This is a genomic window from Litorivicinus lipolyticus (assembly GCF_009650135.1).
In the GTDB taxonomy this organism is placed as follows: domain Bacteria; phylum Pseudomonadota; class Gammaproteobacteria; order Pseudomonadales; family Litorivicinaceae; genus Litorivicinus; species Litorivicinus lipolyticus.
On sequence record NZ_CP045871.1, the window covers coordinates 154972 to 167443 of the forward strand.

The window sequence follows — 12472 nt, forward strand, 5'->3', positions numbered from 1 at the left end:
GGACAGATAATGACCAAGCGAATTGGCGTCATTGGCGCGGGCCAGCTGGCCCGCATGCTTCAGCCCGAAGTCACCGCATTGGGGGGCACCCTGACGGTACTGGACCCGGATGCCCGCGCGCCGGCAAGCGCCAATGCCGATGCCCAGGTGATGGGCGGCTATCACGACGCCGAGGCCATCGCGGCGTTGGCTGCACAGGTCGACGTCATTACGGTTGAGCTGGAAGACGTCGGGGTCGACGCCCTGGCACGCGTGCGCGACGCCGGCACGCCGGTCTATCCGGCGCCGGAACTGATTGCCCTGATCCGCGACAAACTGACCCAAAAACAAGCCTACCGGCGCCTGGGTATCCCGACCTCGCCGTTTGTTGAGGTCAACCCGGACAATGCCGCCGCCTTTGCCGACTTTGGCTACCCGCTGGTTCAAAAAACACGCACCGGTGGCTATGACGGCCGCGGTGTTGTGGTGATGGACAGCGAAGCGGACTACCCCGAACGCTTGACGAGTCCGTCCTTTATCGAGAAAAAAGTCGACGCACGCATGGAGCTGGCGGTCATGGTCGCGCGCACGCCGGATGGCCAGTGTGCGGTGTTCGAGCCGGTCGAAATGGTCGTCGACCCCGACTTGAACCTGTTGGATCTGTTGCTGACGCCGGCGCGCATTGACGGCGAACTGCGCACCCAGGCTCAGTCCTTGGCCGAGACCGTGGTCACTCAGTTGCAGGGCGTTGGTTTGTTCGGGGTCGAATTGTTCGTGACCCATGACGACCAATTGCTGGTCAATGAAATCGCGCCACGCGCACACAACTCCGGTCATCACAGCATCGAAGCCTGCCAGACCAGCCAATTTGGGCAACAGGCGCGATTGCTGTTGGGCTTGCCGCTGGGCAGCACCGAACAGCCCAAGCCGGCAGCGCTGGTTAACTTGATCGGGGCCCAAGGTTGGCAGGGCCCAACCGAGGTCGAGGGCTTGTCAGCGGCACTGGCTATTCCCGGCGTCAGCGTTCATCTTTACGGTAAGGCGGAATGCCGCCCCGGTCGCAAGATGGGCCACTTTAGTGTGGTGGCCGACAGCGTCGATCAGGTTCTGGCAAACGCCAGGGCGGCTAAGGCGATATTGGTTATCAAAGGACACAACGCACAATGAAACAAGTTGGCATCATCATGGGCAGCGACAGTGACCTGAACGTCATGCGCGCGGCCGCGGATACCCTGGCCGAATTCGGGGTCGAATTTGAGCTGACCATCGTGTCGGCGCATCGTACGCCGGATCGCATGGTTCGCTACGCGCGCTCGGCCGCAGAACGCGGCCTCAAAGCGATCATCGCCGGCGCCGGCGGTGCCGCACACTTGCCTGGCATGGTCGCGGCCATGACCACCGTGCCGGTCATTGGTGTGCCGGTGAACATTACCGCGATGCAAGGCCAGGACAGCCTGATGAGCATTGTTCAAATGCCCAAGGGGATTCCGGTGGCGACCGTGGCCATTGATAACTCGGCGAATGCTGCGTTGTTGGCGCTGCGCATTATTGGCACCGGCGACGCCCGGATCCAGGCCCAGTTGGCCCAGCACCTGGTCGACATGGAGCACCAAGTATTGGCCAAAGCCGACACCGTGGCAGGGGAGTACGGCGATGTTGTCGTCTGAATTAAACGCGCGCTTGCTGGCGCTGCTGGATCGGCTGGAGCCGGCGTTACCACCACGTTTCGACCCGGTTGATTTTGAAGACGTGTTGGCCGTGGGTTACCAGTCCGCAGGTGTAGGCGGCGGTTTGGTACCCATGCAGGCAGCATTGGATCAACGGTTCAGCGACCTGTTGGCGATGGACCGCCAGCAACAGCAGTTCCGCGCCAATGCCGAGCTATTTTTGAAGGGCTGGCCGTGTAATCACGTGCTGTTGTGGGGGGCTCGCGGTACCGGCAAAAGCTCCTTGGTGCGGGCTTTGCTGACCGACTATCACGACCGAGGATTGCGCCTGATCGAATTTGCCAAGGCGGATTTGGGGCGACTGCCGCAGGTACTGGCGCAATTGGCTGACCTGCCGTATCACTTTGTAGTGTTTTGTGACGACCTGTCATTTGAGTCCGGCGACACCGGCTACCAAGCGCTTAAGACCGTGCTCGAAGGGTCGATTGCCAGCGTGCCGTCAAATCTGATGGTGGTGGCGACGTCCAATCGCAAGCACTTGGTGCCAGAACTGGCCGCTGATAACCTAGCTTCGACGGGGGATGTGCGTGACGGTGGCGAAGTGCACCTGGCGGACAGCATCAATGAGCGCATTTCGTTGGCTGATCGCTTTGGTCTCAGCCTCAGCTTTTACCAATACGCCCAGGCCGACTACCTAGATATTTGCCGTCACGCCTACGGCCAAATGGCCGCGCAGGTGGACATCGCACTGCCAAAGTTCGACGACCAGATGGCCATCGAAGCGAGCCGGTTTGCGATTGAGCGCGGCGGTCGTGGCGGCCGCGTGGCGCACCAGTTTGTGCGCGATTGGGTGGCGCGCTGGCTGATGGCGCAGTCTTAGTCGCCAGCCCAGTCGCAGGCGCGGTGCGTGGCTTGCAACTTGACGTAGTGGTTAGTGGTGTACTCGAAAAACGCTAACTCGTTGTCAGTCAGTGGGCGTGCTGCTTTGGCCGGCACGCCGACATACATGTAGCCGGATTCCAAGCGCTTGCGCGGTGGCACTAAAGCGCCCGCGGCGATGACTACATTGTCCTCGACCACGGCGCCGTCAAGCACGGTCGCGCCAATCCCGATCAGTACATTGTTACCAATGGTGCAGCCGTGCAGACAGGCTTGATGGCCGACGGTGACACGGGTGCCCAGGACGGTTGGAAAGCCGGCGGGGTTGGCCTCGCTTTTGTGGCTGCAGTGAACGATGGCGCCGTCCTGAACGTTGGAATAGTCGCCAATGTGAATGTGGTTAACGTCGCCACGCAATACCGCGCCGGGCCAGATCGAGACATGATCGCCGAGTTTTACCTCACCTAATACGCACGCCATTGGGTCGACAAATACATCGGTTCCAAGCTCGGGCTGGTGCCCATTCCATGTCCTGACAGCCATTCGGTCTCCTTGAAAAATGGGGGGTGGCAACCCAGTATGACATCAGTCAAATGAAGGATCGATAGATGACCAATCCGTTACTCCAAGACCACGCGCTGCCTGCTTTTAGTGCGATCGAGCCTGAACACATTCAGCCGGCCATTGAAGCCTTGATTGCGAATGCCAAACAGACCATTGATCGGGTCACCGCGGTGGACGCGCTGACGCCGACCTGGGCAGGTTTAATTGCGCCGATCGATGCCGCTAGCGAACGTTTAAGCCAGGCGTTCTCGCCGGTTGGCCACATCAAGGCGGTGATTGATACGCCGGCGCTGCGAGACGCTTACAATCAGTGCTTGCCGTTGTTGTCGGAGTTCGCCACCTGGGTGGGCCAGCACACGGCGCTGTACAACGCTTATAAAGCGCTGCGCGCCTCGCCTGAATATTCCGCTCTGGACGATGCACGGCGCAAGGTTATTGATGACGGTGTGCGCGATTTTGAGTTGGCCGGTGTCGGGCTCAGTGGCGATGCAAAAAAACGCTATGGCGACATCAAGGCGCGCTTGTCGGACCTGTCGTCGGCGTTTTCCGATGCGGTGTTGGACGCGTCCCAGGCCTGGACTTTACATCTGGCCGACGACAGCCGCCTTGACGGTGTTCCGGACAGCATTCGCGGGATGATGGCGCAGCTGGCGGCGGCGCGTGAATTGGATGGTTTTTTGGTGACTTTGGATGCGCCGGTGGTGATGACGGTGCTGTCGTTTGCCCGCGACCGAGCGCTGCGTGAAACCGTCTATACGGCCTGGACTACGCGCGCCAGCGACCAGGGCCCGAATGCCGGTCAATACGACAACAGCGAGCGGATCAATGAAATCTTGGCACTGCGTCACGAGTTGTCGCAGTTGCTGGGGTTTGCTAACTACGCCGAGCGTTCGTTGGCGACTAAAATGGCCAGCAATAGCGACCAAGTGATCGACTTTTTGAGCGACCTGGCGGACAAGGCACGGCCCTTTGCCGAGGCCGAAGTGGCCAGCGTTCGGGCCTTTGCCAAAGACGCCGGGGTCGACCCGATGGAGCCGTGGGACACGGGCTTTTACAGCGAACGCTTGAAAGAGCGAGACTTTGATCTGGACCAGGAGGCGCTGCGTCCGTGGTTCCCGCTGCCGCAAGTGCTGAACGGGCTGTTTAGCATCACCGGCGAGCTGTTTGATTTTCGTGTCGAGCAGGAAAAAGACGTTGATCTGTGGCATGACGAAGCCAGCTTTTGGCGCATTCTGCGCGGCGAGGAAACCCTCGGCTTTTTCTACCTGGATGTGTACGCCCGCGAAGGCAAGCGCGGCGGCGCGTGGATGGATGTGTGTCGCTCGCGCTGGCGCGAGCCGGACAGCATATTGCAGCTGCCGGTGGCCTATTTGACCTGTAACTTCACTCGTCCCGTGGGCGATCAGCCAGCGCTGTTGACCCACGATGAGGCGGTCACGCTGTTCCATGAGTTTGGCCACGGTTTGCACCATATGTTGACCCAACAAGAGGCGCTCGGGGTGTCGGGCATTGCCGGTGTGCCCTGGGACGCGGTCGAGTTGCCGAGCCAGTTCCTGGAAAATTGGTGCTACCTGCCCGAGGGTTTGGCGCGCATGTCTGGGCATGTTGACAGTGGCGAGCCGTTGCCGCGAGCCGAATTGGACAAGCTGATTGCCGCGCGCGGGTTCCAGGCCGGCATGCAGACCCTGCGTCAGGTCGAGTTCGCGCTGTTTGATTTTGAATTGCACGCCCACTACGACCCCGAAGCGCCGATGCCCTTTATGGACGTGTTGGCGGGGGTGCGTGATCGCGTCGCGGTCATGCCCGCGCCCGCGTTTGGCCGATTCCCCTGTGCGTTTAGCCACATTTTTGCCGGCGGCTACGCGGCCGGCTATTACAGTTACAAGTGGGCCGAGGTGTTAAGCGCCGATGCCTTCAGCCGTTTCGAAGAAGAGGGCGTGATGAGTGCCGAGGTCGGGCGCAGCTTTGCCGAAAACATATTAGAACGCGGCGGCAGTGCCGACCCGATGGCGCTGTTTATCGCCTTTCGTGGGCGTCAGCCCAGCGTTGATGCACTGCTTCGGCATAATGGGTTGGCGGCATGATTAAGCGTTTTATTGCCGGTGCCGTGTGCCCGAAGTGCAGTGGTCGCGACAAAATTCGCGCCTGGAGCAACGACGCCGGAACCCAGCTGCGCGAGTGTGTGGCCTGTGGTTTTGAGGATGCGATTTACGCCGATGCACCGAGCGAGCTGGTGACGCGTGTCAACCAGGACCGCGCGGGTCCAAAAACGACCGACGACATTGCACCGATTCGGTTTGTCCCGGAGGTTAAAAAATGAAGCGACTGATTGGCCTATGTGTGGTCCTGATGATGGCCGGCTGCGCCACCGTTGAGGGCCTGGGCAAAGACATTCAAAAGGCCGGTGAGCGCCTTGAAGAAGCCGCCCAACGCTAGCCCAGTGACGGCCACAGCCGCCATTTGAAAAAGCACGCCATGGCGCCCGCGCGGGCCAGCTGCCAGCCCCAAAACGCGATCCATAGCCCGGCCAAGCCGGCGCCTTGGGTGGCGTACCACAGCGGAAAATACACCAGCCCAGTGCTGGCAAGCATAATCCACGCCATCGGTTTGAAGCGATTGGCGCCGATGAACACGCCGTCGAAAAAATAACTGATCCAGGCCACCAGCGGCAGCGGTGCCAGCCACCAAAAGACAGCCAAGGCTTGGTCGCTGATCGCGGCTTGGTTCGACAGCAGCCCAACCCACCAGGGCGCCCCCAGCCACAGCAGCAACGACGCCAGCGCCGCGCTGGTCAGTGAACACACCGCGCCCGCCCACAGCGCCAAGCGCAATGCGCTGGGATCGCGGCGACCGATGGCATGACCGGTTTGAATTTCAGCGGCGTCGGCAAACCCATCCAATGAATAGGCGGCGACCGCCAAAAGGGTCAGTAAGATCGCATTGACGGCGGCATCCATGGCGCTTAACAGGGCGGACTGGGTGTTAAACCAGGTGAACACCGCCAACAGCGCCAGTGCGCGCACAAACACCAGGGCGTTGGCACTGAACAGCTGGCGCGCGCCGGCCCAGTTTGGCCATCCCATCCACAGGCTGCCCAGTTGCCGGTGCACCAGCCACACGGCCATGGCGACCCCGGCCAGCTGGCTGAGTACGGTTGCCAGCGCGATGCCGGCGACCCCCTGTCCGGCCCACAGCCCCAACCCTGCGCTGAGTGCCATGTTGATCAGGTTGGTGGCGACCAGCACCACGGCTAAGGCCCGGGTGTTGCCCTGACCCATTAACCAGCCGTGCAGCGCGTAGTACGCCAGTGCCAATATCGCACCGCCCCAGCGCACGCCAGTATAGGCCAGGGTTTGCTGGCCCAGTCCTGGTTCCAGCGCCAGCCTGGCCAGCACCGGGTCAATCAGCCACCAGCCGGCGACGCTGAGTGCAGCGCCGATGGCGACCGCAATCACCAGCCCCTGGGCCAGTAAATTCCAGCTGTCGTGACGATCGCCACGCCCAAAAGCCTGTGCCGCCAGTCCGCCCATGGCAATGCGTAAAAAACCAAAGGCCCAAAACACCAAGGTCACCCACGCGCCGCCCAGGGCAATGGCGGCCAGGGGTTGCGGACCGTCCAGGCGCCCGGCCACGGCGGTATCAACGGCCGCCATCAGTGGCAGTGAGGCATTCGCGACAATCAACGGCCACGCCAGTTTCCAGGCCGCGAGTAGGGCTTGAGCCTTTGAATTGTTTGGGGTTGTGGCGATCATGAGGTCCTTAGGGGGTTGCACTTTGGCTGGCGTTTGACAATAGTTACCGGGCCTGAAAAGGCCAGCGCTAAATAATAAAGCTAAGATCTGCGACTGAAACATCCTTTTCCATGCCAGCAATAGCAGGCTAGGAGGGGCGCGGATGCTTGGCCTTGCGGAATACACGCAACGCGGAGGCACTATGCGTTTTTGGATTGTACTAATGAGCTTGCTCACCACACCAGCGGCTTGGGCTGCCTGGGACCTGAATATGCGTCAGGGGGTGACGGAAATATCGCAAGCGGTGTACGGCTTGCACATGACCATTTTCTGGGTCTGTGTGGGCATCGGCGTCGTCGTCTTCGGCGTCATGTTCTATTCGATCTACTACCATCGCAAAAGTCGCGGTGCAGTCTCCGATACCTTCCATGAATCGACCAAGCTGGAAATAGTGTGGACCGCGATTCCGTTTATTATTTTGGTGGCCATGTGCGTGCCGGCGACCAAGGTACTGATTCAAATGTACGATGCCAGCGACTCGGACATCGACATCAAGGTCATGGGCTACCAGTGGAAGTGGAGCTACGAGTACCTGGGCGAGGATTTGGGCAACGGCGACAACATGGCGTTCTTTTCGAACCTGTCGACGCCGCGCGCCGAGGTCTATAACGAAGCGCCAAAGAACCCCAACTACCTGTTGGAAGTCGACCAGCCGCTGGTCATTCCGGCCAACAAGAAAGTACGTTTCCTAATTACCGCCAACGACGTGATTCACGCCTTTTGGGTGCCTGACTTTGCGGTCAAGAAGGACGCGATACCGGGCTTCATTAACGAATCCTGGACGATCGTACCTGAGCCGGGTATCTATCGCGGCCAGTGCGCTGAGCTGTGCGGCGAAGCCCACGGTTACATGCCGATTGTGGTCAAAGTGGTGCCCGAGGACGAGTATTACGCTTGGGTCGACAATAAGAAGCAACAAATTGCTCAGGCTCGCGGCATCACGCCCGCGGTCGCCAATCGCTAGGAGTTTGTGATGAGTGCTGTCATTGATAATCACGCCCACGACGACCATGGCCCGAAAAAAGGCTTTATGCGTTGGGTGTTCACCACGAACCACAAAGACATCGGTGCGATGTATCTGTGGTTTTCATTCGCCATGTTTTTTGTCGGCGGTGCCTTTGCGCTGGTGATCCGCTCGGAGCTGTTCCAGCCCGGCCTGCAGATCGTCGAGCCGGAATTTTTTAACCAGATGACCACGATGCACGGCCTGATCATGGTGTTTGGGGCGGTCATGCCGGCCTTTGTGGGCCTGGCTAACTGGCTGATCCCGGTCATGATTGGCGCGCCGGACATGGCCTTGCCGCGCTTGAACAACTGGTCGTTTTGGCTGTTGCCCTTTAGCTTCACGATTTTGTTGTCGACGCTATTCATGGAAGGGGGTGGTGCAAACTATGGTTGGACGTTCTATGCGCCGCTGTCGACCACCTATGCGCCGCCGAGTGTGACCTTTTTCATCTTTGCCATGCACCTAATGGGCGTGTCCTCGATTATGGGTTCGATCAACATCATCGCGACTATTTTCAACATGCGCGCTCCCGGTATGACGCTAATGAAAATGCCGATGTTTGTATGGTCGTGGCTGATCACATCGTATCTGCTGGTGGCGGTTATACCGGTACTGGCGGGCGTCATTACCATGATGTTGATGGACATTAACTTCGGCACCAGCTTCTTCGACGCCGCCGGTGGTGGCGACCCGGTCTTGTTCCAGCACGTGTTCTGGTTCTTTGGCCACCCCGAGGTCTACATCATGATTTTGCCGGCGTTCGGCATCGTCAGCCACATCATTCCGGCCTTCGCGCGCAAGACCCTGTTCGGCTACAGCTCGATGGTCTACGCGACCTCATCGATTGCATTCCTGTCGTTCATCGTATGGGCGCACCACATGTTCACGGTGGGTATACCGCTGGTCGGCGAGCTGTTCTTTATGTACGCGACCATGCTGATTGCAGTGCCGACCGGCGTCAAAGTCTTCAACTGGGTCACCACCATGTTCCGCGGTTCGATGACCTTTGAAACGCCGATGCTGTTCTCGATTGCCTTTGTCGTGCTGTTCACCATCGGTGGATTTTCCGGCTTGATGTTGGCGATCGCGCCGGCGGACTTCCAATACCACGACACCTACTTTGTGGTCGCGCACTTCCACTACGTGTTGGTGCCGGGGGCTATCTTTGCGATCTTCGCGGCGATGTATTACTGGCTGCCGAAAATGACCGGCAACATGTACCCGGAATGGTTGGGCAAGCTGCACTTCTGGCTGTCTTTCGTCGGCATGAACCTGACGTTTTTCCCGATGCACTTTATCGGCTTGGCCGGCATGCCGCGTCGAATTCCGGACTACAACATGCAGTTCGCGGACTTCAACATGGTCGCCAGTGTGGGTGCTTTTGCCTTTGGCATCACCCAGCTGATTTTCTTGGCGGTCGTGGTGATCACGATCCGCGGCGGTAAAAAAGCCGAGGCCAAAAGCTGGGAAGGAGCCGACGGGTTGGAATGGTCGTTGCCGTCGCCGGCGCCTTACCACTCGTTCTCGACACCTCCCGAGATCAAGTAAATGTCGAATGAAGCCGGCATCCAGCGCACCTTACGCCGAGGCCTATTGGTTGGCGCGCTGATGTTTGGCTTTGGTTTCGCCTTGGTGCCGCTGTACGACATTATTTGTGAAATTGCTGGCATCAACGGCAAGACCGCGACCAGCGCCTACACCGGTGTGACCACGGAGATTGATGACAGCCGCGAGGTCCGCGTGATCTTTATGAGCGTTAACGGCGGTTCGATGCCGTGGCGCTTTCGGCCCGAAACGACCGAAATGACGGTCACCCCGGGGCGGGTTTACGAAACGGCTTACTTGGCCGAGAACATGACCAGTCGCGACTTGGTGGCCCAGGCAGTGCCGAGCGTCAGCCCGGGCTACGCGGCGTCACACATGAACAAGATCGAGTGCTTTTGTTTCGAGCAGCAGCCCCTGGCCGGTGGCCAGGACACCCGTATGCCGTTGCGTTTTATGGTCGATGCGGATCTGCCGGACAGCGTGCGCGCGATTACTTTGAATTACACCCTGTTTGATATTACTGACAAAGTCGCCGGCGCTACTGCGGCGCGATAATAATTTAAGGAGTGACCATGGCAGGTAGTTATTACGTTCCCGAACAGAGCAAGTTGCCGATCGCGGCGACCATTGCAGCCTCGGCGATGATGCTGGGAGCGGGCGTCTGGGTTGTCGATTCAAACGCAGGCAACGTCTACAGCAACGGCTCCAGCCTATTTGCGGTCGGCTTGTTGGCGGTGTTGGCGGTGATGTGGTTTTGGTTCACGACCGTGATCAAAGAGCACCAAGCCGGGATGAACTCCGCCCAGCTGCAAAAGTCCTACGTCTGGGGCATGGGCTGGTTTATTTTCTCGGAAGTGATGTTCTTTGCGGCCTTCTTTGGTGCGCTGTTTTACATTCGAAACTTCAGCGTTCCATGGCTGGCTGGCGAGGGTGAAAAAGGCGTCGCCAACATGCTGTGGACGGGATTCGAGAACGTTTGGCCGCTGATGCAAACGCCGGCACAGGCACTGGCCGATTCCACCGGCATTGTGACCACGGATCAAGTTAAGGGCCCCGATGAAATTATCCCCTGGACTGGGCTACCGCTGATCAACACCTTGTTGCTGTTGAGTTCGTCAGTGACGGTGCATTTCGCCCACGTTGGCCTGAAAAACGGCAACGACAAAGCGATGAGTCGTTGGTTGGCAGCGACGGTAATCTTGGGCTTTGTGTTTGTCGGCTTTCAAGCCGAGGAATACGTGCTGGCGTACACCGAGCTGGGCCTGACCCTGCAGTCTGGCGTGTACGGCGCGACCTTCTTTATGTTGACCGGTTTCCACGGCCTTCACGTGTGCATTGGCGCGATCATGCTGGGCATCATGTGGATCCGCCATCGCCGCGGTCATTTCAAGCCGCACGACCATTTTGGCTTCGAAGCGGCCAGCTGGTACTGGCACTTCGTTGATGTGGTGTGGGTCGGTTTGTTCTTGTTCGTCTACATCCTGTAGTCGAAATCGTCACCCGTTCCACGGGGCTTGGATGGCCAATGTGCCACTCAAGACCCCGTAGGCGACGGCAATTACCAGCAACGCCGCCAGCGTGATTCGGACCCCCAGCGCATACAGCGTTCGCTTGCTATCTTGTTGATCATTCAGTAGAAACCAAAGACCGGAACTCAAGCTGGCGACGACTGCGGCGAACAACAGGACAATAATGATTTTCAATGCAAATGCGGACACATTCGGCCCCTTGTACAACGGTGTGCGTCGAGCATACGCGCTTGGGTGTGACGCTTGAAGGGGTTCCGTCCAGGCGTACGCACCACTTTGTTTGTGATGTTGTTTTTGCCGGTGTTTGTGGCCCTGGGCTTTTGGCAGCTGGATCGTGCTGAACAAAAGCGCGCGATTGAACGCGAATTTGGCGCCAAAAAAGACCTAGCCCCAGTGACGCTGGAACAGGCCTTGGTTCAGCCGGATCCCAACTACACCCGGGTCGCCTTACGTGGACAACTATTAAGCCATCAGCCGGTGCTGCTGGACAATCGGCTGCGTGACGGCACGCCCGGGATCGAGGTATTGGTGCCGCTTGTTGCGGGCGCCCAAACGGTGTTGGTTAATCTGGGTTTCCTTGCCAAGGCAACCGACATGTCGGTACCGCCACTGCCAGTACTGCCCAGTGGCAATCTGAACGTGACCGGGTATTTGTATCGCCCCGATAAAGACCGGTTCGTATTGGGCGAATCGATCGACACGGGCTTTCCGCTGCTGTTGCAGCGTATGGATTGGGGCCGTGTGTCCGGTGGCTTGGGGCGTGAGCTGTTGCCGTGGCAATTGCGGGTGGGTCCTGAACAGCCGGGTAGCTTTGACACCGCCTGGACCATCGCGGTCGGGTCGCCCAGCAAACACCAAGGCTATGCATTTCAATGGTTTGCCATGGCCTTTGCGCTGTTGGCTTTATACGGTTATAGCGGATTCAAGAGGCGTTAAATGGCACGTGGACGAATAACAGCAACGGCACTCATCGTCATCGCAGCGGCGCCGCTGGTGGTCGCCAGTTGGTTGTATTACAGCGGTTTTCGCCCCAGCGGCCAAACCAACGAGGGGGTGTTGCTGAACCCCATTGTCACCGACGCCAGTTTGAATTGGACGGTGCCGGTGCGCGACCCGCGTTTAGACGACGGCCGTTTCAATAGTTGGGTGCTGGTGGTCTTGGACGGCGAGGCGGCAACTGAAAATTTGGTGCTGTCCCGCCAGGTGGTGACGGCCCTGGGGCGTGAGTCGGAGCGCATGAGCCGGCTGTATCTGGTTGATGTGCAGCCTAACTCGAGTGCCCAACAAGCGCTGGATTTGGATCACCCCAACTTGGCGGTCGGCACGGCGGATGTGGCCAGTTTGATTGCCACCTTGATTGCCAACGGTGCCCCCGACACCTTGCGCCGCAATGGGGGCTTGGTGTTGGCCGATCCATTGGGTAACTTAGTGTTGGTTTACGATAATAACGATGCAGGCAAGGCCTTGCTGAAAGACTTCAAGCGCCTACTTAAAGCCTCAAAAATAGGCTAG

Annotated in this window: 15 protein-coding genes; 12 read left to right on the top strand and 3 right to left on the bottom strand. The window is 59.0% G+C overall.

The features are described from left to right. Positions 1-9: 9 nt before the first annotated feature. The 3 genes from GH975_RS00760 to GH975_RS00770 are packed head-to-tail and all read left to right on the top strand — an operon-like array spanning position 10 to position 2526. Positions 10-1146, top strand: a complete 1137-nt coding sequence (locus GH975_RS00760) for a 5-(carboxyamino)imidazole ribonucleotide synthase (protein ID WP_153712669.1) — start codon at positions 10-12, stop codon at positions 1144-1146. Further along, a complete protein-coding gene (gene purE / locus GH975_RS00765; protein WP_153712670.1) occupies positions 1143-1646 on the top strand; it encodes a 5-(carboxyamino)imidazole ribonucleotide mutase in 504 nt (167 codons plus the stop codon). Before GH975_RS00760 ends, purE begins: the two co-directional genes overlap by 4 nt. After that, on the top strand, positions 1633-2526 hold the full coding sequence (locus GH975_RS00770) for an ATP-binding protein (RefSeq protein WP_246164736.1): 894 nt from the start codon (positions 1633-1635) through the stop codon (positions 2524-2526). The genes purE and GH975_RS00770 overlap by 14 nt, the downstream gene beginning before the upstream one ends. Here GH975_RS00770 and GH975_RS00775 read toward each other — a convergent pair. Next, a complete protein-coding gene (locus GH975_RS00775; protein ID WP_153712671.1) occupies positions 2523-3068 on the bottom strand; it encodes a gamma carbonic anhydrase family protein in 546 nt (181 codons plus the stop codon). The two genes, GH975_RS00770 and GH975_RS00775, sit on opposite strands and share 4 nt — an antisense overlap. Before the next feature lie 65 nt (positions 3069-3133). On the opposite strand from GH975_RS00775, the gene prlC reads away from it, so the two are divergent. The 3 genes from prlC to GH975_RS00790 are packed head-to-tail and all read left to right on the top strand — an operon-like array spanning position 3134 to position 5525. Further along, on the top strand, positions 3134-5173 hold the full coding sequence (prlC, locus tag GH975_RS00780) for an oligopeptidase A (protein ID WP_153712672.1): 2040 nt from the start codon (positions 3134-3136) through the stop codon (positions 5171-5173). Next, positions 5170-5409 (top strand): YheV family putative zinc ribbon protein, encoded by a 240-nt coding sequence (locus tag GH975_RS00785; protein ID WP_153712673.1) that lies wholly within the window; start codon positions 5170-5172, stop codon positions 5407-5409. The genes prlC and GH975_RS00785 overlap by 4 nt, the downstream gene beginning before the upstream one ends. Continuing rightward, complete coding sequence (locus GH975_RS00790) at positions 5406-5525, top strand: entericidin A/B family lipoprotein (RefSeq protein WP_153712674.1); 120 nt, start codon at positions 5406-5408, stop codon at positions 5523-5525. The genes GH975_RS00785 and GH975_RS00790 overlap by 4 nt, the downstream gene beginning before the upstream one ends. Here the strand turns inward: GH975_RS00790 and GH975_RS00795 are convergent. After that, the gene (locus tag GH975_RS00795) at positions 5522-6841 is read right to left on the bottom strand and encodes an MATE family efflux transporter (protein ID WP_170272502.1); all 1320 of its coding nucleotides are present in this window, start codon (positions 6839-6841) and stop codon (positions 5522-5524) included. The two genes, GH975_RS00790 and GH975_RS00795, sit on opposite strands and share 4 nt — an antisense overlap. 202 nt (positions 6842-7043) lie before the next feature. Between GH975_RS00795 and coxB the strand changes: the two genes are divergently transcribed. From coxB to GH975_RS00815, 4 genes are read left to right on the top strand one after another with little or no spacing between them, the layout of a single operon-like run. Then, the gene (gene coxB, locus GH975_RS00800; RefSeq protein ID WP_322788855.1) at positions 7044-7844 is read left to right on the top strand and encodes a cytochrome c oxidase subunit II; all 801 of its coding nucleotides are present in this window, start codon (positions 7044-7046) and stop codon (positions 7842-7844) included. 9 nt (positions 7845-7853) lie between these two features. Further along, a complete protein-coding gene (ctaD, locus tag GH975_RS00805; protein WP_153712677.1) occupies positions 7854-9434 on the top strand; it encodes a cytochrome c oxidase subunit I in 1581 nt (526 codons plus the stop codon). Then, a complete protein-coding gene (locus GH975_RS00810) occupies positions 9435-9986 on the top strand; it encodes a cytochrome c oxidase assembly protein (protein ID WP_153712678.1) in 552 nt (183 codons plus the stop codon). Between the two features lie 17 nt (positions 9987-10003). Continuing rightward, the gene (locus GH975_RS00815) at positions 10004-10918 is read left to right on the top strand and encodes a cytochrome c oxidase subunit 3 (protein ID WP_153712679.1); all 915 of its coding nucleotides are present in this window, start codon (positions 10004-10006) and stop codon (positions 10916-10918) included. A gap of 9 nt (positions 10919-10927) precedes the next feature. Here GH975_RS00815 and GH975_RS00820 read toward each other — a convergent pair whose 3' ends face one another. After that, positions 10928-11149: a DUF2909 domain-containing protein gene (locus tag GH975_RS00820; RefSeq protein WP_153712680.1), complete on the bottom strand. Its 222-nt coding sequence runs from the start codon at positions 11147-11149 to the stop codon at positions 10928-10930. Positions 11150-11203: 54 nt separating this feature from the next. On the opposite strand from GH975_RS00820, the gene GH975_RS00825 reads away from it, so the two are divergent. Beyond that, positions 11204-11896 (top strand): SURF1 family protein, encoded by a 693-nt coding sequence (locus GH975_RS00825; RefSeq protein WP_153712681.1) that lies wholly within the window; start codon positions 11204-11206, stop codon positions 11894-11896. Further along, positions 11897-12472, top strand: a complete 576-nt coding sequence (locus GH975_RS00830) for a hypothetical protein (RefSeq protein ID WP_153712682.1) — start codon at positions 11897-11899, stop codon at positions 12470-12472.

Bases quoted from the DNA above. Each gene is read 5' to 3' on its own strand.
- GH975_RS00760 (WP_153712669.1), top strand. From the start codon at position 10: ATGACCAAGCGAATTGGCGTCATTGGCGCGGGCCAGCTGGCCCGCATG.
- purE (WP_153712670.1), top strand. From the start codon at position 1,143: ATGAAACAAGTTGGCATCATCATGGGCAGCGACAGTGACCTGAACGTC.
- GH975_RS00770 (WP_246164736.1), top strand. From the start codon at position 1,633: ATGTTGTCGTCTGAATTAAACGCGCGCTTGCTGGCGCTGCTGGATCGG.
- GH975_RS00775 (WP_153712671.1), bottom strand. From the start codon at position 3,068: ATGGCTGTCAGGACATGGAATGGGCACCAGCCCGAGCTTGGAACCGAT.
- prlC (WP_153712672.1), top strand. From the start codon at position 3,134: ATGACCAATCCGTTACTCCAAGACCACGCGCTGCCTGCTTTTAGTGCG.
- GH975_RS00785 (WP_153712673.1), top strand. From the start codon at position 5,170: ATGATTAAGCGTTTTATTGCCGGTGCCGTGTGCCCGAAGTGCAGTGGT.
- GH975_RS00790 (WP_153712674.1), top strand. From the start codon at position 5,406: ATGAAGCGACTGATTGGCCTATGTGTGGTCCTGATGATGGCCGGCTGC.
- GH975_RS00795 (WP_170272502.1), bottom strand. From the start codon at position 6,841: ATGATCGCCACAACCCCAAACAATTCAAAGGCTCAAGCCCTACTCGCG.
- coxB (WP_322788855.1), top strand. From the start codon at position 7,044: ATGAGCTTGCTCACCACACCAGCGGCTTGGGCTGCCTGGGACCTGAAT.
- ctaD (WP_153712677.1), top strand. From the start codon at position 7,854: ATGAGTGCTGTCATTGATAATCACGCCCACGACGACCATGGCCCGAAA.
- GH975_RS00810 (WP_153712678.1), top strand. From the start codon at position 9,435: ATGTCGAATGAAGCCGGCATCCAGCGCACCTTACGCCGAGGCCTATTG.
- GH975_RS00815 (WP_153712679.1), top strand. From the start codon at position 10,004: ATGGCAGGTAGTTATTACGTTCCCGAACAGAGCAAGTTGCCGATCGCG.
- GH975_RS00830 (WP_153712682.1), top strand. From the start codon at position 11,897: ATGGCACGTGGACGAATAACAGCAACGGCACTCATCGTCATCGCAGCG.